Below are 23,185 nucleotides of genomic sequence, written 5' to 3' on the forward strand. Positions count from 1 at the left end.
TTGATTTAGGAATTCAGATGCAGCAGCAGCTGTTTGTTCATATGAATGAGCTGACGCAGCTCATCCTCCTTGAATGGCGCCAGGGCTTCACCCAGCATCTTATGCGACCATGCTTCCTCGTTATACCGCTTGCATAATGCTTCGCCTTCAGCGGTGAGGGATAGTTTTGTCTCTCTGCGGTCCAGCTCCGAAACTGCGCGGGTGACCAGTCCCTTGAGCGCCAGAGCATCAATATGCAGACTGACCCGGCTTTTGTTAAATACCAGGCGTTCTGTGACTTCCTTCTGGGTCTGCCCCGGATGCTGCAGGAGGAAATTCAGGATGCCGATCTGATGCACGGTCAGCCCAAGGTCCGCCGCGCTTTGATGTGCCAGCTTCTTAAGCTGGCGGGCTACCGCAAAATAAGATTGATACACTTCTATGGTTTGCTCACGATCAGCCATAACTGCACCTGCCTTTAGAGAAAAGTTATCAATGTGAACTGTTTATAAAGTAAACCAATAATTTGGTATAGTCAAGCACGAACAACATTGACTAAACCGTCAGCATGTTTAATATTGGAAGTGCATACAGCTGAAGTCCTCAGGAAAGGGAGTACATAATGAAAATGGAATCATGGCAATATGAACGCGGCGGCAAAAGCATTACGATTCGGGAAGCAGCCCCCGCAGATGCCAGGCTGCTGTCTGAAATTCGGCTACAAATCGATGGAGAGACGGAGAATCTGGACAGGGAACGCGGGGAGGCGGTCATTGATACAGCAGGCTTTGAACAGCTCATCAAGGAGGATGCCGCTAACAACAAAAACCTCTTTTTGGTGGCGGTAGTAGACGGCAGGCTGGCCGGATTCTCCAGATGTGAGGGAACTAGCTTGAAACGCTTATCTCATCAAGTGGAATTTGGCATTGGTGTGCTGCAGGAATACTGGGGAGTTGGCATTGGCAGCCAGCTGCTGGCCGCCTCCATCAACTGGGCGGAAGCCAGCGGCATCCGCAAAATCACATTGAAAGTCCTGGAAACCAACCACAAGGCTATCGCGCTCTATCAGAAACTGGGATTTGAAGAGGAAGGTCTTCTGAAGAACGACAAGCTTCTATCTGACGGCAAGTATTACCACACCGTTGTAATGGGTAGATGGAGCTGAGTTTTCTTATTGTCATAAAAAAAGCACAACGCCAAGTGATGAACGGCGGCTGTGCTTTTTTGTGTTACATCACCTGCAGGAACTTCCGGGCAGCAGCGCTGATGTTGTCTGCACCGGCGATCGCAGAGATCACGGAGATTCCGTCTGCTCCAGCCTTCATTACAGGGGCTGCATTGTCCACGGTGATACCACCGATTCCAACCAGGGGAATGGTAAGTCCGCTGCGGCGCAGCGTTTCTATCACAGCGGTACCCTGAACCGCTTCAGCATCGTTCTTGGAAGAAGTGGGATAGACCGGCCCAACGCCCAGATAATCGGCACCGTCCGCAATAGCCTGTTTGCCTTCTTCCAGAGTATGGGTGGAGACCCCGATGATTTTATGTGCTCCCAGCCGCTCGCGGATCGAACCCGCAGGTTCATCGTCCTGTCCAACGTGAACACCGTCTGCATCCAGGGCAACCGCCAGCTCAATGTCATCGTTTACGATAAAAGGCACCCGGAACTCCAGGCAACGCTGCTGGAGCTGCCGGGCAAGCTCGACATAGGCCTGGCCGGTGAAAGCGGACCGGCCTTTTTCGCGATACTGGAACAAGGTTATCCCGCCGTCAATCGCTTCAGAGAGTGTTTCCAGTGGAGCTTTCCGGCAGTTCACACTGCCCATAATGAAATATAGCTTCAACAGTTTGCGCATATCTTCGCTGTCTATCCGCTGCATATCAGCGCTTCCCCCTCATTCTGTTCTGATAGGCGAAGTGGTTCGTCGGCCCGTGTCCGGAACCTATATTCAATCCGTCCTCAATGGCTGCATGGATAAAAGCCTTGGCTGTCTGTATCGCTTCAGGTACCGTTTTGTTTTGTGCAAGTTCTGCAGTGAGGGCGGCGGAGTAGGTACAGCCGGTTCCATGGGTATGCTGCGTTGCAATACGCGGACTTTCCCAATAAGTAAACTTTTCTCCATCATATACAAGGTCAGTCACCATAAGGTTATCATCATCATCATGACCACCCTTGAGCACCACGTAGCGTGGTCCCATGGCATGAATAAGCCTGGCTGCTGACTCGCGTTCTGTCATACCGGAAATCTTCATTCCACACAGAATTTCTGCTTCAGGGATATTGGGTGTTACAGCCAGGGACAGTGGCAGCAGATAGCGGATCAGTGCCTGCACGGCTTCCTGCTGGAGCAGGGGAGAACCGCCTTTGGCGACCATAACCGGATCAACGACCAGATGGTCCCAGCCATATTGGCTTACCTTTTCGGCAACTGCACGGATGAGTCCGCTACTGAACAGCATGCCTGTTTTGACAGCGTCCGGTGTAAGATCGGTTCCGATGGAATCAAGCTGTGCGGTAACGGCATCCGCTTCCAGTGGATATACGCCTTGAACACCTAAGGTGTTCTGTGCGGTAACCGCAGTAAGCGCGGACATGCCGTATACCCCCAGCTCCTGGAAGGTTTTAAGATCGGCCTGAATGCCAGCCCCACCCCCGGAGTCGGAACCGGCAATTGTCAATGCTTTGAATATTTTATTCCTTGTAGGCTCTGTCATCGCAAGGTCTCCTTAGGTGAAGCTGTTATCATTGTTCCAGACGCTTTATGCGGGAGCGCTCTGCGTATACTTCCGGGGTAACGAGAGCCAGCTGATTCAAGAACTCGATCTGGAAGCTGCCTACTCCCAGTTGGCGTGACCGATTGGCCGCAATTTCAGCGGCAACTCCATAGAAGGATAGAGCTTCTACTGCCGCTTCCAGCCAGGCGCCGCCGCTTGCTGCCAGGAAAGCGCCAACGACTGCACTGAGCAGGCAGCCGGTACCGGTCACCTTAGTCAGGACAGGATGGCCATTGCTGACAACATAGGTAGTGCTGCCATCCGTAATGATATCCTCCTTGCCGGTGATGATCACCACACAGTTCAGCTTCAGCGCAGCTTTTACAGCCAATGCCACCACATCACCGTCTCCGGTGCCGGCATCCACACCTTTGATGTTCCAGCTCTCGCCTACCACATGGGCCACTTCAGCGACGTTGCCGCGCAGCGCGGTGATCTGCATTTGGTTGACCAGCCTATGAGTTACTTCAGTGCGGTAAGCAGTGGCTCCGGCACCTACGGGGTCAAGGACAACCGGCACATGATGACGGTTCGCTGCCTGTCCGGCAATTCGCATTGAATCAATGGCATAGTCGTTGAGCGTACCGATATTTAGCACTACAGCACCAGACATAGCGGCAATATCCGCGACTTCTTCATGTGCATCCGCCATAAAAGGTGATGCCCCAAGTGCCAGCAGCCCGTTCGCACTGAAGTTCGCAACCACGATATTGGTAATGTTATGCACCAGCGGATTGCTGTCCCGCACTTTGGTTAAGTAAGACATGAGTATTCCTCCTGAAATTTTTGTCAGCCTTGATTCTATGAAATCACTTCGTACAAAACTCGCTCCGGAAGCGTAGACTTAGTTATATAAGCATTCCTAAATTCTCAATTACAAGTTAATAAAAGCCTCTCCGGTCTTTACCTCGCCATTCAGCAGCCCGTTATCACTTAGCCAGGTCTGTACCTTATCCCACGATGCAGGGTCCTGATAGCCAAACGGCTCACTGCCAGCGTCCATCAGGGGCAGCAGCAGCTCCAGGCTCTTGGACTCGATGTCCTTGTCGAGGGGGGCGGTGGCATCCTCGTGAGCGAGCAGAAGGTCAAGCGCCTCCTGCGGGTGATCCGCAACGAATTGCTGTCCTTTACGTGCAGCCTGGATAAACTTCTGGATGTAGCCTTCAGAATTCTGCAAACCCAAGTCGCTGGCGACCAAGACAAGCTCATAGTAATCGGGGACGCCGTAATCGGTTGGATTCAACGAAATGACCGGATGGCCTTCCTTTTCCAGAATCAACTGCTCATGGTTAATAAATCCGCCAATAATGCCATCGACACGCCCGGTTGTAATGGCTGGAATAAGGTCAAAACCCACATCGGTCAGGTTTACTGCTCCAGGATCTCCGCCATCGCTTTTGACCATGGTTTTCAGCATAGCTTCATAGAGAGGGATCGAAGAGTATCCGGCATTTTTACCTTCCAGGTCTTTTGGGCTCTTGAGCCCGCTGTCAGCCGGAACCATCAGATGATTTAGCGGATGTCTGACGATCGCAGCAACGGACTTCACCGGAATCTGCTCACCCCGTGCCATCAGCACCTGCGGCTGGTAGCTTAGGGCCAGGTCAACTTTACCTGCGGCTACGAGCTTCAGGGCATCATTGCTGTCAGCGGGCATTTGGATATCCACAGCAAGCCCTTCGTCGGCAAAATAGCCGTTCTGCTGGGCGGCGTACAGGAAGGAGTGGACTGCGTTCGGATACCAGTCGAGCATAATCGTTAGCTTGTGGGGCTGCCCGCCTTGATCCGCTGATGCAGAACTGGCTGGAGACTTATCATTGCTGTTCCCGCAGCCTGTCGCAGCAAGTCCCAGACACAGAAATAGCAATAACGGGACTAGATGGAGTTTCCTTTTTCTAAAGGGAGGTTCAGAAGGGATCAGTTTCATCGATGAATGCCTCTTTTCTGCAAAATAATTTTTTCGAGCAGCACAATAAATAGAAACAGAATGATTCCGAGTGCAGATAAAAGAAATACAGAAGCGAACATTTCCGCACTTTGCAGATTGCCCGCCATCCGGCGGCTGAAATAGCCGAGTCCCCGGCTGCCGCCCAGCCATTCCCCGATCGTCGCGCCAATGACGCAGTAGACCATAGAGAGCTTGAGACCAGAGAACAAAGAGGGCAGTGCAGGCGGAATCTGGGTCTTTCGCAGAATTTGCCAGCGGGTCGCACCGAGTGTGAGCAACAGTTCTTTGTACATAGCACCACTTTTGCGCAGACCGTCAAAGGTCCCTACTACCACCGGGAAAAAGGCAGTGAGGAAAACCACTGCAACCTTGCTCCATAGGGTATAGCCAAACCACATAATAAAAATGGGTGACAGCGCGATCAGCGGAATGGTCTGACTGATCACCAGCAAGGGGTATAGCGCCTTTTCGAGTGGAGTGAACATGTGCATTCCAGTACCCAGCAGCATGCCGCAGGTTGCCGACAGAACAAAGCCGAGCAAAACCTCCTGCAGAGTAGCAGGGAAATGTTCTCCGAAAAGCAGTTCTCTCTGCTCCATGAGTGCCGTCCATATAGCCGTTGGAGCCGGGAGAATGAATGCTGGGACAAGCTTCAGTCGCGCAGCGCTCTCCCAGCCGGCAAGAGTGACCAGTACCAGCAAGGCAAAGGGGCCATATTCGCGCAGAAAGGTTCTGCTAATAGATACTCTCATGCAGCCTCCGCTCCAAATTCTCCCGCAAAGTAATGAAATGCGGTTCATAGTTCATCCGGTAATGTCTGGGCCGCGGGATATCCACCGAGAATTCCTGTACACCGCCGCTGCCTCCAGACATCAGGTAAATCCGGTCACTGAGCAGCAGCGCCTCCTCTAGATCGTGGGTGATGAACAGAACCGTTTGCTTAAGACTGCCCCATAATTCCAGGAGCCAACGGTGCAGTTCACGCTTGGTTATGGCATCCAGTGCTCCAAAAGGCTCATCGAGCAGCATCAGCTCATTTCCGGCGGCAAGGGTGCGGAGCATAGCGATCCGCTGACGCATCCCCCCGGACAGCTCCTGCGGGTAGAGCCGCTCTGTACCTTCAAGTCCAAACCGGTCGAGCATTTCACGGATATTCTTTACAGCATCTGCTTTGCTGCTCTTTCGCTTCAGCTCCCAGGGCAGCAGGCAGTTGTCCATCACGGTTCTCCAGGGCAGCAGCAGATCCTGCTGCGGCATATAGGCGACCTGGCCCAGACGCGACGATGGATCGTCAGAGATCATACCGTGAACTTTGAGTTCGCCATCTGTATGCCTAAGCAGACCGGCGATGATTTTGAACAGGGTGCTTTTTCCGCAGCCGCTGGCACCGACAATGGAAATGAATTCGCCCTGGCCGATGTTCATTGAGAGTCCACTGAATACCGGAGTCTGCGGCGAAGCGCTGAAAGCATAGGACAGGTTAGTGATTGAGATCATATTCGTATGTATTAAGCCTCCTTTCATTGGCGACGCATCTGCTTCCGGGACTGCGGAAGCACAATAAAGACCCATCCGTCTCCAGGGGAGGCAAATGGGTCTGAAAGGTTCAGGCAGTAGGCGTGAAGCGGCACTGCTGATCGTTTCTGTTCCACTTCCCTCCGCTGGTATGATCCAGATCAGGTTCCAAGGGTCCGAAGCTTAAGGCTTCGTCTCAGTCATTAGACTCCCCTAGTGAAATAGCAGGTCAATATTATATTCGCAACTGCTAACTAATATAGCATATTCCAGAATGTTGTCAAAAGAAAGTGTGCTCAGGACCGCTGTAGTCCAGTTACGAATAGGGTTAGAATCCCTTCCAGGATATCCTTTTTGCCCGACCCGTGAAGCTTCTGCTGATAGAGATAGAGATCAGGGCTGAGGACCGCGATCAGAGAAGTTGCGGCAAAATGGGGATCAATAGCAATCAGCTTGCCATCATCTGCAACCCGCTTCAGACGCTCGGCCATAACTGCGTTCAGCCGCTGGAAAATCGGATGTTCAAACTGGGTGAGCTGTTTTTTGCCCGTGAATTCAGACTTGATCATCTGCAGTAGCTCAGCATGCTGGTCTATAAATTCCACAACCTGTTCAATACTGCTCCGCAGCTCTTCAATGGAGCTGTCTGCTCCAACAGAGGATTGGAGCTCCTGCTCCAATCGGGCAAGAAAACGTTCGGAGCTGGTGGAGAGCAGGGCAGAGCAAATTTCACCTTTGTCCGTGAATCTGCGGTAGAGCGAACCCTGGCCGATTCCTGCCCGCTTGGCAATGCCGTACATACTGACTGCTTCCAGACCGTTCTCAGTAAAAAGCTCTCGGGCAGCTTCAAGAATACGCTGGACATAAGGGTCCTGATTATTCCGGGAGGAGGATGGATTTGATTGTGGTGTTAGGTTTGAGGATGGATTGCTGCCTTGTTCTCTCGGGTTCATGACAGGCTCCTTTCAGAAATACAGCATATATTTACAGGAAATAAGTGAACTCCATTGACAGACCGGACAATTGTCCGTAGACTAAAAAATGTAACAACGGACAGTTGTCCGTTCAGAGATATATTATATCGATTAAGTTGTGCTGCGGTCAATGAGTCTACCTGCGCAGTTCAATTCAGGAGGAGATAGAGAATGGAGCAATCGCTGAAACCGGAGGCCGATTTTCGCCTGTCAAGCATTCTGGTTCCGCTGCTGGCCATCATTGCCGGTGTATTCATGGTGGTGCTCGACAGTACGGCTATGAATGTGGCTTTGTCAACGCTGGTCAAGGATTTTAATACGGATCTAAATACATTGCAATGGATTGTGACCGGGTACATGCTGGCCCAGGCCTCGGTGATTCCGTTGTCCGGCTGGCTGTCTGACCGTTTCGGAGCCAAGACAGTTTTTCTAACGGCAGTTATCGTATTCACTATGGGTTCTATTCTCTGTGCAACACCAAGCCGTGCAGAATGGCTGATTGCCTTCCGTGTCCTGCAGGGTCTGGGCGGAGGTTGTGTGCTTCCTGTCGGGATGGCATATGTGTACAAGCTGGCACCGAAGAACAAGGTAGGCGTAGTCATGGGGATCATGGGTATACCGGTGCTGTTTGCTCCGGCTATCGGTCCTGTGCTGTCCGGCTGGCTGGTGGAGTATCATTCCTGGCGCTGGATCTTCCTCATAAATATTCCTATCGGGATCATCTGTCTCCTGATTGGTTCGCGCAAGCTGCCGCAATCGGAACGCAGCCAGGTGCCCGGGATGGATAAGCTTGGGATGATTCTTGGGCCCCTTGCCTTTGCTTCTCTGTCTTACGGGGTGAGCCAGGGAGCGGACAGCTGGACTTCGGACAAAACACTGATCGGTTTATCCCTGGGTGCCGTGGCTTTAATCGCTTTTGTCATTGCTGAGTTTCGTTCGGAGACACCGCTCCTGGAACTTCGTATTCTTCGCTCGGTAGATTTCAGCACAGGGATTGTTGTACAATGGATTGCACAGTTCGGCTTGTACGGTGCGCTGTTCCTGCTCCCGCAGTTTCTGCAGCAGGCCCGCGGCTTCGGGGCATTTGATACGGGTCTGACGCTACTGCCCCAGGCGATTGCTTCTGGCCTTATGATGCCCATTGCCGGGATTTTGTTCGATAAGATCGGAGTACGCTGGCTGGTGGTTTGCGGACTCAGCCTTGTATCGGGTGCTTTGTACCAATACTCTCATGTGGATCTCACCACACAGAGCAGGGACCTGATTCTGCCGCTGATCATGTGCGGTGCAGGCATGGGAATGATGGTGATGCCAATGAATACACATCTGCTCAACAAGGCGCCAAGTCATCTGGTTAACCGGGTCACTTCCTTGACCAATTCCATGCAGCAGGTGATCAATTCTCTGGCTGTTTCCACACTGGTAACCATCTTGACTTCAAGAGCAGCAACGCGCGGGGCTGAAATGCAAGAGGCTGCGGCTGCAGCTGGCAAGAGCGCAACAGGAGCATCACCCGAAGCATTGAAGCTGGCTACACAAACCGTTCTTGCCAAAGGGTTTGATGACACTTTTCACATTATGATTTTTGTTGCCTTGGGCGGTGCTCTGCTGGGCTTGCTCCTGCGGAGAGGCCGCAGAGGCGGGGAAGGCGACTCAAAGTCAAAGGTGCAGCCTGAAATGATGCATGGTTAGTTTATGTAAGTGTAGTCAAAAGTTAAATAACATAATGTTTAGTTCAAATTTCTCCGTTCAGCATTCAGGTGCTGCGGGGATTTTTTTTTAGCATATGCTCTATAAGGACTGCGAAGTTGTTTCCACTTTTTGTACCTGATTTCACTGGGGAATTTAACATGTTTTGGGGTAAGCTATCCTAATACCGGCATGCTTAAGATAAGGAAAATAGCGGTTCAAACGCTTACATCATAATTCCGATGTTTATTATCGGAAAAAGTATTGACTCAGCTGACGTGAGGGTGTTACTATTCAACTTGCCGGTGAACAGCCGGTACATACAGAGAATGAGACGAGAGGGGTTATCTATCTATGAAAAAACTTAATCTGACTATCCTATTGCTGCTTACAGTGGTGCTGCTAGCAGCTTGCGGCAATAATAACAATAATGCCGGAGGCAAAAATTCAGCAGCGGAGTCTTCGGCAGCACCCACTGAAGGAGCTGCCGCGCCTGCGGAACAAAACAGCCTGGAGGCCATCAAAGCCAGCGGTAAGCTGCGTATTGGGACCGAGGGTACCTATGCACCATTTACCTTCCATGATGCTTCTGGCAAGTTAACCGGCTTTGACGTAGAGATCGCTGAAGAGGTTGCCAAGCGGCTGGGAGTAAAAGCGGAATTTTTCGAAACCCAGTGGGACGGCATTTTTGCCGGTATGGACGCCAAGCGCTTTGACGTTATCTTTAATGAAGTTTCCATTACCGACGAACGCAAGGTGAAGTACGATTTCTCGGAACCTTATATTGTCTCCAAAGCTGTGCTGATCGTTGGAGAGAAGAATGAAGATATCAAGACCTTCGCTGATCTGAAAGGCAAGAAAGCCGGCCAGTCTATGACCAGTAATCTGTCCGATATCGCACGTGAGAACGGAGCGGAAATTGTGTCAACCGACGGTTTTAATCAAGCCATTGATCTGCTGACCTCAGGTCGCATTGATGCAACCGTGAATGACGGCCTGTCCTATCTGGATCTGAAGAAGCAGAAGCCGGATGTGAAAATCAAGGTTGTTGACGAAATTGCAGAGGGCTCTCAGAGTGCGGCTGTCTTCCTGAAAGGCAACGACGAACTGGTAGCCGCTGTAAGCGAAGCTCTGGCAGCTATGAAGAGTGACGGTTCGTACCTGAAGATTTCCGAGAAGTATTTTGGCGCTGACGTTTCCAAATAATAACAGGTAGACGAGGGCGGCCGAGGCCGCCCATAGTCTAGAGAAGGATGTCTGATCTATGGATGACCGCAAAATACAAATTTTCCTTGATTCCATGCTGCCCCTGCTCAAAGCCGGGGTGGCTTTTACCATTCCGCTGGCAGTCGTTTCATTTATATTGGGGCTTCTACTGGCTATATTGACCGCACTGATCCGCCTTTCGCCATGGACCTTGCCGAAGCTGATCGCTCGCTTTTACGTTTGGATTATTCGCGGCACGCCTCTTCTGGTGCAGCTGTTTATTATTTTCTACGGTTTGCCGGCGGTAGGCATCATACTTGATCCTTTTATTGCTGCTACGATAGGATTCACGCTCAGCGTGGGCGCGTATTCCTCCGAGATTGTGCGGGCCGCGATTCTGTCCATACATAAAGGCCAATGGGAAGCAGCATTCTCTGTCGGAATGACACGGGGACAGGCGCTGCGCAGAGTCATTCTCCCTCAGGCGGCACGTGTTTCGGTTCCACCGTTGTCCAATTCTTTTATCAGTCTCGTTAAGGACACTTCGCTTGCAGCGACAATCACTTATGTGGAAATTTTCAAAACAGCGCAGCAGATTACGGCAACCACCTATGAACCTCTGCTGTTATACTGTGAAGCGGCTTTGTTCTATCTGCTGTTTTGTTCCGTGCTATCCGTTCTGCAAAATCACCTGGAGAAGCGGCTCGACCGTTACTCGGCGAGATAAGGAGGAGTCCCCGTGATTGAAATTCGTGACTTGCATAAATCGTTCGGCCCCCTCCAAGTGCTGAAGGGTGTAGACCTCACCATTGAACACGGCAAAGTACTTGTTATAATAGGCCCTTCCGGATCTGGAAAAACAACCCTGCTGCGCTGCTTCAATCTGCTGGAACAGCCTGACCAGGGAAGCCTGGCACTGGCTGATCTGAAGCTGAATTTCACAGCCGGCGGCAAAATCCCGCAGCGTTCGATACTTGCGCTCCGCCAGCGGACCGGAATGGTCTTTCAGTCCTATAATTTGTTCCCGCATATGACCGCATTGGGGAATGTGATGGAAGGTCAGGTTACCGTTCAGAAACGTTCCAAGGAGGAAGCCCGCAAGAAGGGCATCGAGCTGCTCGCCAAGGTTGGCCTTGCAGACAAGGTGGATGCTTACCCGCATCAATTATCAGGCGGGCAGCAACAGCGTGTCGCTATTGCACGGGCGATGGCCGTGGAACCTGAAGTGCTGCTGTTCGATGAGCCCACATCGGCACTTGATCCTGAGCTGGTAGGCGAGGTATTGAAGGTAATCAAGCAGCTTGCCGCCGAAGGCATGACGATGGTCATTGTTACCCATGAGATGAAATTCGCCGCAGATGTGGCCGATCAGATTATATTAATGGATGACGGTGTGATCCTGGAGCAGGGGACACCGGCTGAAGTGCTGGAGCATACAACGAATCCGCGCGCGCTGCAGTTCCTGAACCGGCTTAGTGGTGAGGACATCTAATCTGGTTATTAACAAAAAAAGGCAGTCCGGAAGAACGTCCGGGACTGCCTTTTTGCTTGCGCCAATGGGGTCTACTTTGTAGTTTAGCTTTGTGGAACAATATCCGTTTTGGATTTCAGGTATTCCAGAGCATTATAGAGCATAACAGCTGCTTCAGCCCGTGTAATTTCACTTTTCGGATTGAACTTGCCGCCTTCATCCAGAGTGTTGATCTTGTATTTTAGCGAGCGCTGAATGCTGCCCTGGAAAGACGGGTTCAAGGCATCCGCATCAACGATGTCGGTAGGGACAATGTTGATCATCGGCAGATTGCCCACTTTTTCTATACCCTGAATAAGAAGATTTGTGAATAATTCTTTGGTCATTGGCTTTGCAGGGTCGATATCCGCAGGAATTTCAATCCCGTTATAGTGAGCGTTGATAAAAGCTTCCGCGTACCAGGCGTTGTCTTTGACCTTGGTGAACGTGCTGCTGGCGAGCGGCGCCTTGTTGAAGTCGATAGCCGCAAGGCTTAGCTGAAGGCCGCCTGAGATGAACTGTATGCCCTGAGCGGTGGTTACTTTAGAGCCTGGAAGGAACTGGGTGTCGGAGATGCCCTTGATCAGGCCTTGATCCTTTAGGGAAATGATTTTCTCTTTGCCGGTAACGCTGTCAATATCCTTGAAACTGCTGTCAGCGGCAAAGATGGGTCCGGCGAGTGAGAAAGTAAGAAGCGATACACTGGTGATCGCTGCAAAAGCGCTCTTTTTGAAGTTCATATTGATCTCCACCTCTGTCTATAGGATTTAGGCCGCTTGGCCTTATTCAACTCCTTAGACGCGACAGAATATGGAAAGGTTGCAGACCGCTAAATTTAGTCTACGGGAATATAAATAGTGATGCGCATGTGATCAGGAAATGACGAGTTCACCACATCCGTGATTTCAAAGTCGGGCCCTTCCCGACGTTCATAACCGGAATTTTGCAGCCAGGTTCCATAAATATAGTTGCGGGTCGTTGCAGTGAGTGAGGCGGGTCCATAAGCTTTGAACATCGCATACTTTCCTGCGGGGAGAACCAGTTGGGCATAATTCCCGTCCGGCAATTCTGCACTTTCCGTTACTGCCTCACCTACAATGAAGGAGAAGTCGCCGTTGTCCTGATAATCACAAGAAATGCCGTAGGACATTCCCGGAGAAACCTTATCCGGTATAGGCAGAAACCGTCCGTTTCGTCCAAAATCATCGTAGAATCCGGGAATATCAGCATAGTGGCCGTCTCCGTTCAGGCTGGTTTTGTATTTATAGCCGATTATAGGGGTGTGTTCAAGCTGAATCATGGTTGGTTTGTCCATTCGTTCTACATCTCCTTCGGTATTTTTTTGCAGCTCCAGAAAGTTGATCTTGTGCTGGGATTCAGTAGTCATATCCAGAGATCTCCGGTACTTGCCAGGAGTCACACCTGCGTAGCTTTGAAAAGCTCTAGTGAAGGCTTCCTGGGACTGATATTGGCAAGCCAGGGAAATTTGCAGCACACTTTCGCTGGTGTGACGCAGCAGCTTTGCCGCTTCGGTGAGTCGCCGCTTGCGAATATATTCGTGTACGGTAAAGCCGGAAACCGCCAGGAACATGCGCTGGAAATGGAAGGGTGAAAAGCAGGCTTTGCCGGCAATCTCAGCAATCCGCAGTTCGTCCTGCAAATGATCCTCAATGTAGTCCAGCGACAGCTGAATTCTGTGATAATAACTCATCCGTTTCATCCCTTTACAAGTGGAGTACAAAGTTTATTATGGAATATTCTTAATATTATTTTTTGATGGTTTGTGCGAAATTTCAAAACGTAATGGTATAATCATGTCAGGCCCTTTTCTTTGGTGGGTATTTTTGTTATGCTTAATTCGTAACGATTACTAATTATAATCGCAATCCTCGCTTCCGGAAAGGTGGGAGACCCAAGATGAACCCGATTGTTAATATCAGTCAGCAATTCGCTGCACATAACTATAAATTGACTCCTCAGCGTGAAGCAATTGTCAAAGTCCTGCTAGATAATGAGAAGGACCATTTAAGTGTAGAAGAAGTATATATGATCGTTAAGACCAGCTATCCGCATCTTGGACTTGCAACGGTGTATCGGACTCTGGAGCTGCTATGTGAACTTCATATTGTGGAAAAGATGAATTTTGGCGATGGGGTAGCACGATATGATTTGCGCGGTGACGATCATGCCCATATGCACCACCATCTGATTTGCAATGTATGTGGAAGGCTGGAGGAAATCAAGGAAGATTGGCTTCATGACCTGGAGCTCCGGCTGGAACAGGAATATGGCTTTAATGTTACGGACCACCGGCTCGACTTCAAAGGCACATACAATACATGCAAACGGAGCGGCTGCAAAGGAGAAAAGGATTGCCAGGCGGTCTCATGAGGTTGGCGCAGGTATGAGACATCCGGCAGATGAATGTAAGATTTAGCCTGAGTGGAATTTCTGCCTACAAGTGGAAACGGCATTTCAAGAGCCTGCACATTGCGCTCTGAAATGCCGTTTTGATTTTTTTAGGGCCTGGAGGGTACAAAAGATTTGATCCATGTTCCGAAGCTGCCCGGATTGCGGGATTGCACCAGCACTACACCTTCGCCGCGGAACCGGCAGACAAGGGCTTCCCCGCTCGTTAAGCTGTTCAGCCAGCCGGAGGCTGCTTTTTCCACCTTGTATTCCATATAATCCGGCCAGGCCACCAGATGTCCGTTATCAATAATCATTTCCTCGCCCGGTTCCAGGTTGATCGCATGTATCGCTCCGAACGATGAGAGGAATACGGTGCCGCTGCCGCTGATCTCAACGATGAAGAACCCTTCCCCGGAGAACAGCCCGCGCGTCAGATTCTGCATTTTTGTGTTGACCTGAATGCCATGGGTTCCGGCGAGAAATCCGTCCTTTTGCACATATAGCTTGTACGATCCGTCCAGCTCTATGGCCTGAATGTCACCAATGGCTCCCGGAGAGAGCAGCACTTCACTTTGCCCTCTTGTTGCCGTCAGCTCCTGGAAGAAAAACTTCTCCCCGCTCAGCATTCTTCCGAGTCCCCTCATCAGACCGCCGTCCACAGTACCTTTGATTTCCACATTGGGGGACATGGCGACCATCGCACCCATCTCTGCTTTGACACTTTCACCAGGATTCAAATACACCTTAAGCATAGCAAAAGCACCTTCGTACAATACATCGTATTTCATGAATTCCCTCCGCATCTGTGGTTACTGGCTTTCCCAGTACTCCACGGTTTTGCCCATCCTCCGGGCGTACTCAATCTCTTTGCGTGTACTTTCACCGATATACCCGTTCACATGAATGACCATAATTCCGTCTGACATTTTGATTTTATTGTAATGGAGCTGTTCGAACAGATGCGCCTGATCTGCTGTAATATGAATGCCTTCGCTCTGTTCAAAGAATCCCAGACTCAGCACGATTACGCCTTGGCGGGTTAAAGCGGCATTTGCGGCCTCAAACTGAGGTTTGAACTTGGTGGAGCCGCATAAGGTAATGATTCTCGGACGGTCGCAATTCTTCATGGAATCTTCCTTTTTAGGGCTATACTTATACCTTCAAGAATACTGTACCCGAAGCTGCTTGTGCAAGCGGATGCCGGCAGGTGAAATGATTATAATCAACTTTACCGGGAAATCTACAAGCGAATATGTTAAAATTAAAATAACAGCAGCCCAGATACCCAACTGCTGAACATTCAGACTTAAAAAGGAGTGCAAGCGCATATGGCACGCACAAAAACACAAAAAGCTCTGCTGAGGGCAGAACGCTCCGGCACCTGGTGCGCGGAACGAAACCGCAGGCAAAATGATCAGTACGGTGTGATATCACAGCATGTCCGGGTCACCCCAAGCAAGCAGCAGAAACTGAATAAGGTCAAACACAAGGAGCGGATCTTTCAGGATGGCGCTCCTTTTGTATGTCTGCTGAATCCAATCCTGCTTCTGCATCACGCAGATACAGCTCAGGTTCCTTTTTAAGAGAGGACAGCTGTTTCGGCTTGCCGGCTAAATGCACGGTATTGCTTGGGTGACATCCCGAAACGTCCCCGGAACAAACGGTGGAAATAGGTGTAATTGGCAAAGCCGCATGTCTCAGAGACATGCTCCAGCGGCATAGGGCTGAAGGTGATCCGTTCCCGTGCCATATCCAGCCTGACGTCGTTTACATATTTTACAATTGTGGTACCAAAAGCCTCCTTGAACAGATGAACCGCACGTGAGACTGAAATATCCACATGTCCGGCCACATCCTCCAGTCGGAACGGATAAGCCGCATGCTCCTCGACATATTGCTTCATGCGGTACGCCAGATAGCCCTTGGGCGAAACCGCTGGCTGTTCAGACATCAGCCGGTCGATTTCCAGACACAAAATCTGCAGATAACAAGCTGAAATCTCCGGTGAAGGGTTGGACAGACGGCGCTGTTCCAGCACGATTTGGCGGAATAGGCCCAGAAAATAGTCGCTGAGCGGCATAGGGAGAACCAGCGGGCGCTGCTTGCGGGTCCACCATTCTTCAATCCAGGGCCCTCCGCAGAAAATATGATAGTCGCCACTTTCAATACGGGGCTTCCCCACGGGATAGCTCTCTTTGTCGATGCTCAGATAATAGGGATCGCTTGGAGCGAACAGCATGAGATCGCCGCTCTCTACGGTAGTGAGAACACCATCAACCATGGTCCGGCTGCGTCCTTCAGTCTGCAGACGCAGGAGATAATACTGAACACTGTCGCCACCCGACATATGGAATGGCTTGCGGTGTACTGAGAATCCGGCTGACAGGATGTGGCAAGGTGCTGTTTGTGTCATAGGGCCTCCTGGTGATGGAATAGGATATTGAAATGATAAGCAGATTGTTCATGTTTTAATCATATTCTTCATTTTATTATATACGCTTTCATATTACTATGGACCTGAGCAAAAAACATATAAATGATGTGGAGGGGGCTTTATAGCGGCTCTGAAAGCTACATAGGTACGCATATGGAACATGAAGGATAAGGGAGACAGATATTGGGCATTCAGTTGCTTGCAGCCCTTTTGTTCAGGTGAGTCATATGATGTGGCACCACAGGGACGATAAGAAGCAGGATAGATATGGAAGTGCAATCCAAACCATTAGGAGTGAGGCAAACATGCTGAAGATCGGCTTGCAACTGTATACGCTGAGAGAAGAACTGGAACAGGATTTTGAAGGAACACTCCGCAAGGTAGCGGAGCTTGGATATGCCGGAGTGGAATTTTATCATTTCTTTGGACGCACGGCAGAAGAAGTGGTTGCGCTGCTTCAGGAAACGGGTCTTACCGCGCTCGGCGCACATCGTCCATATGATGCTATGCTGAATGACACGGAGCAGGAAATCAGCTTCAATCTGGCTATCGGCAACCGCAATCTGATTGTGCCTTATTTGACTGAAGAACAGCGCAATTGGGAAGAGGTTGCAGCGAATTTGCGGACTATCGGAGAGAAGTGCAGCGCTCGCGGCGCCGTTCTTTCTTATCATAATCATGATTTCGAATTCACAGAGCAATTCAGCGGACGGACCGCTTTTGACGGTATCTTCGAGGAAGTGCCTGCCGATGTGCTGAAAGTGGAAATGGATACATGCTGGGTATATTATGGCGGCTATGATCCGGTAGAATATATCAACAAATATGCCGGACGCCTGCCGATTATCCATCTAAAGGATATGAAAAAGCACGAAGACGGATCGGCGGAGACGGTCGTACTGGGTGAAGGGGAAGTGAATCTGGCTGCGATTCTGGAGGCCGCTGATGCAGCGGGTACGGAATGGGCTGTAGTAGAGCAGGATTATTGCAGCAGATCACCGCTTGAAAGTGTAGCAGACAGTCTAAAATGGGTTAAAACATATGCCAATCAAGGAGGAAATGTTCATGTCTAACAAACTCAAAATTGCTATTATCGGTTGCGGTGGTATCGCAAACGGCAAACATATGCCAAGTCTGTCCCGTCAAAAAAATGCCGAAATGGTGGCTTTTTGTGACATCGTAGAGGAACGTGCACAGGAAGCGGCGAAAACTTATGGGACTGAGGATGCAGCGGTCTACACTGATTTCCGGGAGCTTCTGGCAAAAGGCGGATTTGATATCGTTCATGTATGTACACCAAATGACAGCCATTCCGTGATCTCGGTAGCAGCGCTCGAAGCCGGCAAACACGTAATGTGTGAAAAGCCGATGGCAAAAACAACGGCCCAGGCTCAGGAAATGCTGGACGCAGCACGCCGTACCGGCAAAAAGCTCTCCATCGCATACCAGAACCGCTTCCGTTCGGACAGTGAATATCTGAAGGGCCTCTGTGAAAGTGGAGAACTCGGTGAGATTTATTATGGTAAGGCTATTGCGCTGCGCCGCCGTGCGGTTCCGACATGGGGAGTATTTCTGGATGAAGAGAAGCAGGGAGGAGGCCCACTGATCGATATCGGGACACATGCGCTTGATTTGACCCTGTGGCTGATGGATAATTATAAACCTCGGATGGTAGTCGGTTCGACATTCCACAAGCTGGGACAGAAGAAAAACGCGGCAAATGCCTTCGGTCCTTGGGATCCTGAACAATTCAAGGTAGAAGATTCCGCCTTTGGATTTATCACTATGGAAAATGGAGCGACGATCTCTCTGGAATCCAGCTGGGCACTGAATGTGTCCGAGTTCCGTGAAGCCCAAACTTTACTTGCGGGCACAGAAGGCGGGGCGGATATGAAGGACGGTCTGCGTTTAAACGGAGAACGTGCAGGACGTCTATATGAGACTAAAGTGGATCTTTCCTCCGGCGGTGTAGCTTTCTACAGCGGAGAAGCGGAGAGCGAAGCAGACCGTGAAGCCCGCCTGTGGCTGGAAGCGGTAATTGAAGACAAAGAACCCGTTGTAAAACCGGAGCAAGCTTTTGTAGTTACGCAAATTCTTGAAGCAATCTATGAATCGGCACGGACTGGCCGTGCGGTGTATCTTGACGGAAGTTCAGACAAATAACTGGCAAAGTCAACGTCTATCAAAACAGGAGTGGAGACCATGAGTTCACAGAAGCATACAATCGTCATCGTTGGCTATGGCGGAATGGGAAGCTATCACACACAATTGATTGAGGAGAACGGCCGCCTGGAGGTGGCCGGAACGTTCGATCTGCTGGAGGAACGCCGCAGTGCTTCGGTAAAAGCGGGATATATGGCTTATGCCAGCTATGAGGAGGTTCTGGCTGATCCGAAGGTTGGAACCATACTGATTGCCACACCTAATGATGTGCACAAAGAAATCGCCATCGCAGCGTTTAGAGCCGGTAAGCATGTAATTTGCGAGAAGCCTGTGGCATTATCCTCGGATGAATTTAAAGAAATGCTTGAGGCAGCAGAAACCGCTGGACGTATCATGATGGTGCATCAGAACCGCCGGTGGGACGAAGACTTCAGGATCATCAAGGAAATGTATGAGCATAACACTATCGGTCCTCTGTTCCAGCTCGAATCGCGTGTGCACGGAGCCAATGGCATTCCAGGTGACTGGCGGCACGTGAAGGCACAGGGCGGCGGTATGCTGCTGGATTGGGGTGTTCATCTGCTGGATCAGCTGTTGTTCATGATTGACAGTAAAGTAACCAGCGTGAGCAGCAGCTTAAGCTTCATTCTGGGCAATGAAGTGGATGACGGCTTCGAGGCGCTGCTGCAATTCGAGAATGGCATCAAAGCCGTCGTAGAAGTGGGAACTACCAACTTTATTACACTGCCAAGATGGTACGTAAAAGGTACAGAAGGCACAGGAATTATAGAAGATTGGTCATTGACGGGACGGATCGTTACCCGCAACCAGAAGAGCGAAAGACGGGAGCCTACCCCAATCCGCGCCGGTGTAGGCCTTACGAAAACCATGGCTCCTCCTTCAGAAGGGGCGACGATTACCGAAGCGCTGCCGACCGCAGTAGAGCTGTCCTCCAGCTTCTATACCAATTTTGCCGATGTCATTGAGGGAAAGGCAGAGCCGATTGTCAAAAATGCTGAGGTCATGCGTGTACTGAAGCTGATTGAGGCGATATTTGCGGCGGCTGAAACCAATCAGACCATTAAGGATTTTGACGTGTATTGAGATGAATGCTTATCATGAACGAGAGGCGGCAGAACAATGAAACTTGGAGTATTTATGGTGCTTTTCGGCGGTCGCAAGCTGGAGGACGCGCTGGATTATGTAGCTTCCAAAGGACTTAAGGCAGTGGAGATCGGCACCGGAGGCAATCCGGGCAACAGCCACTGCGATCCCAAGCTCCTGCTGGAGAATGAGACTGCACTCAAAGAGTTCAAGCATGCGGTAGAGTCACGCGGTCTGATGATTAGTGCGTTGAGCTGCCACGGTAATCCGCTGCATCCGCAGAAAGAGCTGGCCCGTAAGGATCACGAGGATTTCGTCAATTCGGTCAAACTGGCGCAGAAGCTTGGTGTTTCTGTTGTGAACACCTTTTCAGGTTGCCCGGGCGATCATGAAGATGCGAAATACCCGAACTGGCCGGTAGCTCCATGGCCGAATGACTACCAGGAGATTCTGGCCTGGCAGTGGGAGAACAAAGTTATACCTTATTGGACAGAATGGGGCGCGTTTGCCGCGCAGCACGATGTGAAGATTGGCCTTGAGCTGCATGGGGGCTTCTCTGTGCATACGCCTGCTACGCTGCTTCGACTGAGAGAGGCAGCGGGTGAAGTGATCGGGGCGAACCTTGATCCGAGCCATATGTGGTGGCAGGGCATTGATCCGGTGCAGGCCATTCATATCCTGGGACGCCAAGGTGCAATCCATCATTTCCATGCCAAAGATACCGTGATCGATCCGGTGAATGTGAATATGTACGGTTTGACCGATATGCAATCCTACACGAATATGCTGGACCGGGCCTGGCAGTTCCGTTCGGTGGGCTACGGCCATGATGTGAAGGTCTGGGCGGATATCATCAGCGCGCTCCGCTTGGTTGGCTACGATTATGTGGTCAGCATTGAGCACGAGGATGGGCTGATGTCTATTGAAGAAGGATTCTCCAAAGCGGTAGACAATCTCCGTCAGGTACTAATTGAAGAACCTCTTGCCGATATGTGGTGGGTCTAAATAAATGGAGAGTTTTACTAAAGTCAAATTGGATGATCAGCAGCTGAGAACTTTAGTAACGGGTACGTTTGGAAAGGATACATTGATCATCAGCAGCAAGGAGTTGACCGGAGGTTTTTTTAATACTGCCTACGATCTGGAATTATCGGACGGACGATCCGTGATTCTGAAGGTCGCACCCTCTGAAGAGACACCAACGCTGAGCTACGAAAAAGACATCATGCGCGCAGAAGTGGAGGCGCTTCGCCTGGTTCTGGCTGCAGGCAGCATTCCGGTGCCGGCCGTATATGGATTCGATGAGAGCTGCGAACGGATTAGAAGTCCTTATTTTTTCATGGAAAAGGTTGAAGGGAAGCCCTACAATGAGGTCAAAGAGAGCCTCGCGGACGAAGTGAAAGCCTCCATTGAACAGGAGCTGGGCCGTTATCAGCGGCTGATTAATGAGATTAAGGGCGGGCACTTTGGTCTTTTTGGAGAGTCGCCTGATGGAACGGGAAGAGCCTGGCGTGAGACCTTCACAAAGATGATTCATACTGTGCTGGACGATGGTCAAAAACTGGGAGCTGTGCTCCCGTCTTCCTATGACGAAATAAGGCAGGGGCTGGAAAAATATCTGCCTGCACTTGATGAAGTAACCGAACCGCGGCTGATTCACTGGGATCTGTGGAATGGCAATATCTTTGTCCAAGACGGTGTGATTGTCTCAATTATTGACTGGGAACGCGCGCTGTGGGGGGATGTCCTGCTCGAATATTACTTCCGGCACTTTGAGAATTCTCCGGCATTCTTGGAGGGCTATGGTGCAGTGTTTAACAGTCCGGGCGAGCAGCTCCGCATCAGGCTGTACGACCTGTATCTTGATCTGATTCTGGTCATCGAGTATTACTCCAGGCAATATAAGGATGAGAATCATATTCACTGGGCGTTTGATAATTTGCGGGAAACCTTGAAAGACTTTGTGAACACAGTTGAAGTATAAATGTGAAAAAGCGGAAGGCCGGTTCTCACAGGAGACACCGGTCTTCTTGCCTGTGCACTGCAGCAGCGGACTTGAATGGGGCCGCGTGAAATTTTGCTATACTATTGTGATTCGTGTATATTTTGTTAGGGATGAACGCGTTTGCTTCGGCATCGCCGGTTTTCAGAAAATTCTTGACGTAAGCACATGTAAATAGATAAAATAATACTTATTGTGTGTTTTTTACGTATTGAGAATCATTATCGTAATTTGAAAAGAAACGAGAGGGTGACAGGATGGAGCGCCTTTTAGAGGTAAAAGACCTGGCTATATCATTCAGAACACGCGGAGGCGAAGTACAAGCGATCCGTGGTGTAAGCTTTCATGTGAATAAAGGGGAAACACTGGCGATCGTGGGCGAATCCGGTTCCGGTAAGAGCGTAACTTCGCAGGCCGTCATGAAGCTGGTTCCCCAGCCGATGGGTGAATACAAGCGCGGACAGATTTTGTTCGACGGGCAGGACCTGATTGGTAAAAATGAAAAGCAAATGCAGAAGATCCGCGGGAAAGAAATCGGAATGATTTTTCAGGACCCGATGACCTCGCTGAATCCGATGATGAAGGTTGGCAAGCAAATTACCGAAGTGCTGTTCAAGCATGAGAAAATCTCCAAGGATGCTGCGTACAAACGCGCGATCGAATTGCTGAATCTGGTAGGGATACCTTCACCGGAACGCCGCTTTCAGCAGTATCCGCATGAGTTCAGCGGCGGGATGCGCCAGCGTGTGGTGATTGCCATGGCACTTGCAGCCAACCCTAAGCTTCTGATTGCCGATGAGCCGACCACCGCGCTCGATGTAACGATTCAGGCACAAATTCTGGATCTGATGAAGGATCTCCAGAAGAAAATTGATACCGCAATTATCTTCATTACCCATGATCTCGGGGTTGTAGCCAGAATGGCTGACCGTGTTGCGGTAATGTATGCTGGTCAGATTGTTGAAATGGGCACAGCGGAAGAAATCTTCTATGACCCAAGACATCCGTATACCTGGGGTCTGCTGGCTTCTATGCCAAGTCTGGAGAGCAAAGGTTCTTTGCTAACTGCTATTCCAGGAACGCCTCCGGATCTGATCAAGCCGCCAAAGGGCGATGCTTTTGCACTCCGCAGTACTTATGCGATGCAAATCGATATGGAGAAAGAGCCTCCAATGTACAAGGTGTCCGACTCCCATTTGGTAAAATCCTGGCTTATGCATCCGATGGCGCCAGCGGTAGAGCCGCCTGAAGTGGTGAAGAAAAGACAGCGCGTTCTTAGCAATGCATATCCGGAACCGATTTTGGTAGAGAACGCCGGAGATTATTAATATATTATATGTAAGCGTCAAGCTCCTTTACGGGCTTGGCGCTTTTTTGCGTGAAATGACGACTTAATGTTTATATAAGCGTGAAACGAAACTAATATATTTAAATAAAAGTATTGACTATTTCAGCTCTGGACAGCAAAATGTAA

26 protein-coding genes and 1 riboswitch are annotated in these 23,185 nt (G+C 50.3%); of the genes, 13 read left to right on the forward strand and 13 right to left on the reverse strand.

What is annotated here, in order from left to right; all coding sequences use genetic code 11:
• Positions 1-5: 5 nt before the first annotated feature.
• Positions 6-443, reverse strand: coding sequence for a MarR family winged helix-turn-helix transcriptional regulator (locus ACTJKB_RS19945; protein WP_440836123.1), 438 nt, complete (start codon positions 441-443; stop codon positions 6-8).
• Positions 444-601: 158 nt separating this feature from the next.
• Here ACTJKB_RS19945 and ACTJKB_RS19950 point away from each other — a divergent pair, with 158 nt between their 5' ends.
• Positions 602-1,144, forward strand: coding sequence for an N-acetyltransferase family protein (locus ACTJKB_RS19950; RefSeq protein ID WP_440836124.1), 543 nt, complete (start codon positions 602-604; stop codon positions 1,142-1,144).
• Between the two features lie 64 nt (positions 1,145-1,208).
• Here ACTJKB_RS19950 and thiE read toward each other — a convergent pair whose 3' ends face one another.
• From thiE to ACTJKB_RS19985, 7 genes are all read right to left on the reverse strand, one after another.
• Complete coding sequence (gene thiE / locus ACTJKB_RS19955; RefSeq protein WP_440836125.1) at positions 1,209-1,859, reverse strand: thiamine phosphate synthase; 651 nt, start codon at positions 1,857-1,859, stop codon at positions 1,209-1,211.
• Between the two features lies 1 nt (position 1,860).
• Entirely contained in the window at positions 1,861-2,694 is an 834-nt protein-coding gene (gene thiD / locus ACTJKB_RS19960; protein WP_440836126.1) for a bifunctional hydroxymethylpyrimidine kinase/phosphomethylpyrimidine kinase, read from the reverse strand.
• A 28-nt stretch (positions 2,695-2,722) separates the two neighbouring features.
• Positions 2,723-3,538 (reverse strand): hydroxyethylthiazole kinase, encoded by an 816-nt coding sequence (thiM, locus tag ACTJKB_RS19965; protein WP_440836349.1) that lies wholly within the window; start codon positions 3,536-3,538, stop codon positions 2,723-2,725.
• A gap of 90 nt (positions 3,539-3,628) precedes the next feature.
• Positions 3,629-4,681, reverse strand: a complete 1,053-nt coding sequence (locus ACTJKB_RS19970; protein ID WP_440836127.1) for an ABC transporter substrate-binding protein — start codon at positions 4,679-4,681, stop codon at positions 3,629-3,631.
• Entirely contained in the window at positions 4,678-5,454 is a 777-nt protein-coding gene (locus tag ACTJKB_RS19975) for an ABC transporter permease (protein WP_440836128.1), read from the reverse strand. Before ACTJKB_RS19975 ends, ACTJKB_RS19970 begins: the two co-directional genes overlap by 4 nt.
• Entirely contained in the window at positions 5,438-6,199 is a 762-nt protein-coding gene (locus tag ACTJKB_RS19980; protein WP_440836129.1) for an ABC transporter ATP-binding protein, read from the reverse strand. The genes ACTJKB_RS19975 and ACTJKB_RS19980 overlap by 17 nt, the downstream gene beginning before the upstream one ends.
• 139 nt (positions 6,200-6,338) lie before the next feature.
• A riboswitch (TPP riboswitch) is annotated at positions 6,339-6,442 on the reverse strand.
• 71 nt (positions 6,443-6,513) lie between these two features.
• The gene (locus ACTJKB_RS19985; protein WP_440836130.1) at positions 6,514-7,170 is read right to left on the reverse strand and encodes a TetR/AcrR family transcriptional regulator; all 657 of its coding nucleotides are present in this window, start codon (positions 7,168-7,170) and stop codon (positions 6,514-6,516) included.
• Positions 7,171-7,362: 192 nt separating this feature from the next.
• On the opposite strand from ACTJKB_RS19985, the gene ACTJKB_RS19990 reads away from it, so the two are divergent.
• From ACTJKB_RS19990 to ACTJKB_RS20005, 4 genes are all read left to right on the forward strand, one after another.
• Entirely contained in the window at positions 7,363-8,883 is a 1,521-nt protein-coding gene (locus ACTJKB_RS19990; RefSeq protein WP_440836131.1) for a DHA2 family efflux MFS transporter permease subunit, read from the forward strand.
• Between the two features lie 351 nt (positions 8,884-9,234).
• Entirely contained in the window at positions 9,235-10,086 is an 852-nt protein-coding gene (locus ACTJKB_RS19995) for an amino acid ABC transporter substrate-binding protein (protein ID WP_440836132.1), read from the forward strand.
• Positions 10,087-10,144: 58 nt separating this feature from the next.
• A complete protein-coding gene (locus ACTJKB_RS20000; RefSeq protein ID WP_440836133.1) occupies positions 10,145-10,813 on the forward strand; it encodes an ABC transporter permease subunit in 669 nt (222 codons plus the stop codon).
• Between the two features lie 12 nt (positions 10,814-10,825).
• Positions 10,826-11,578, forward strand: a complete 753-nt coding sequence (locus tag ACTJKB_RS20005) for an amino acid ABC transporter ATP-binding protein (RefSeq protein WP_440836134.1) — start codon at positions 10,826-10,828, stop codon at positions 11,576-11,578.
• Between the two features lie 83 nt (positions 11,579-11,661).
• On the opposite strand, the gene ACTJKB_RS20010 is transcribed toward ACTJKB_RS20005, so the two are convergent.
• A complete protein-coding gene (locus ACTJKB_RS20010; RefSeq protein ID WP_440836135.1) occupies positions 11,662-12,336 on the reverse strand; it encodes an S-layer homology domain-containing protein in 675 nt (224 codons plus the stop codon).
• 95 nt (positions 12,337-12,431) lie between these two features.
• Positions 12,432-13,307, reverse strand: coding sequence for an AraC family transcriptional regulator (locus ACTJKB_RS20015; RefSeq protein ID WP_440836350.1), 876 nt, complete (start codon positions 13,305-13,307; stop codon positions 12,432-12,434).
• A 206-nt stretch (positions 13,308-13,513) separates the two neighbouring features.
• On the opposite strand from ACTJKB_RS20015, the gene ACTJKB_RS20020 reads away from it, so the two are divergent.
• Positions 13,514-13,987: a Fur family transcriptional regulator gene (locus tag ACTJKB_RS20020; protein WP_440836136.1), complete on the forward strand. Its 474-nt coding sequence runs from the start codon at positions 13,514-13,516 to the stop codon at positions 13,985-13,987.
• Between the two features lie 128 nt (positions 13,988-14,115).
• Here ACTJKB_RS20020 and ACTJKB_RS20025 read toward each other — a convergent pair whose 3' ends face one another.
• Both ACTJKB_RS20025 and ACTJKB_RS20030 read right to left on the reverse strand, forming a co-directional pair.
• Positions 14,116-14,796 (reverse strand): TIGR00266 family protein, encoded by a 681-nt coding sequence (locus ACTJKB_RS20025; protein ID WP_440836137.1) that lies wholly within the window; start codon positions 14,794-14,796, stop codon positions 14,116-14,118.
• A 21-nt stretch (positions 14,797-14,817) separates the two neighbouring features.
• Entirely contained in the window at positions 14,818-15,135 is a 318-nt protein-coding gene (locus ACTJKB_RS20030) for a hypothetical protein (RefSeq protein WP_440836138.1), read from the reverse strand.
• 201 nt (positions 15,136-15,336) lie between these two features.
• On the opposite strand from ACTJKB_RS20030, the gene ACTJKB_RS20035 reads away from it, so the two are divergent.
• Complete coding sequence (locus ACTJKB_RS20035) at positions 15,337-15,591, forward strand: hypothetical protein (RefSeq protein ID WP_440836139.1); 255 nt, start codon at positions 15,337-15,339, stop codon at positions 15,589-15,591.
• Here the strand turns inward: ACTJKB_RS20035 and ACTJKB_RS20040 are convergent.
• Positions 15,588-16,421, reverse strand: a complete 834-nt coding sequence (locus tag ACTJKB_RS20040) for a helix-turn-helix domain-containing protein (RefSeq protein WP_440836140.1) — start codon at positions 16,419-16,421, stop codon at positions 15,588-15,590. The two genes, ACTJKB_RS20035 and ACTJKB_RS20040, sit on opposite strands and share 4 nt — an antisense overlap.
• Positions 16,422-16,747: 326 nt before the next feature.
• On the opposite strand from ACTJKB_RS20040, the gene ACTJKB_RS20045 reads away from it, so the two are divergent.
• The 6 genes from ACTJKB_RS20045 (at position 16,748) to ACTJKB_RS20070 (ending at position 23,039) form a co-directional block, all read left to right on the forward strand.
• The gene (locus tag ACTJKB_RS20045; protein WP_440836141.1) at positions 16,748-17,515 is read left to right on the forward strand and encodes a sugar phosphate isomerase/epimerase family protein; all 768 of its coding nucleotides are present in this window, start codon (positions 16,748-16,750) and stop codon (positions 17,513-17,515) included.
• On the forward strand, positions 17,508-18,605 hold the full coding sequence (locus ACTJKB_RS20050; protein WP_440836142.1) for a Gfo/Idh/MocA family protein: 1,098 nt from the start codon (positions 17,508-17,510) through the stop codon (positions 18,603-18,605). The genes ACTJKB_RS20045 and ACTJKB_RS20050 overlap by 8 nt, the downstream gene beginning before the upstream one ends.
• A 39-nt stretch (positions 18,606-18,644) precedes the next feature.
• Complete coding sequence (locus tag ACTJKB_RS20055) at positions 18,645-19,709, forward strand: Gfo/Idh/MocA family protein (RefSeq protein ID WP_440836143.1); 1,065 nt, start codon at positions 18,645-18,647, stop codon at positions 19,707-19,709.
• Between the two features lie 36 nt (positions 19,710-19,745).
• Entirely contained in the window at positions 19,746-20,714 is a 969-nt protein-coding gene (locus tag ACTJKB_RS20060) for a sugar phosphate isomerase/epimerase family protein (protein ID WP_440836144.1), read from the forward strand.
• A gap of 4 nt (positions 20,715-20,718) precedes the next feature.
• Positions 20,719-21,693, forward strand: coding sequence for a phosphotransferase family protein (locus ACTJKB_RS20065; RefSeq protein WP_440836145.1), 975 nt, complete (start codon positions 20,719-20,721; stop codon positions 21,691-21,693).
• A gap of 275 nt (positions 21,694-21,968) precedes the next feature.
• The gene (locus ACTJKB_RS20070) at positions 21,969-23,039 is read left to right on the forward strand and encodes an ABC transporter ATP-binding protein (protein WP_440836146.1); all 1,071 of its coding nucleotides are present in this window, start codon (positions 21,969-21,971) and stop codon (positions 23,037-23,039) included.
• Positions 23,040-23,185 lie beyond the last annotated feature (146 nt).

The organism is Paenibacillus sp. 22594, from assembly GCF_052044425.1.
GTDB lineage: Bacteria > Bacillota > Bacilli > Paenibacillales > Paenibacillaceae > Paenibacillus_AQ.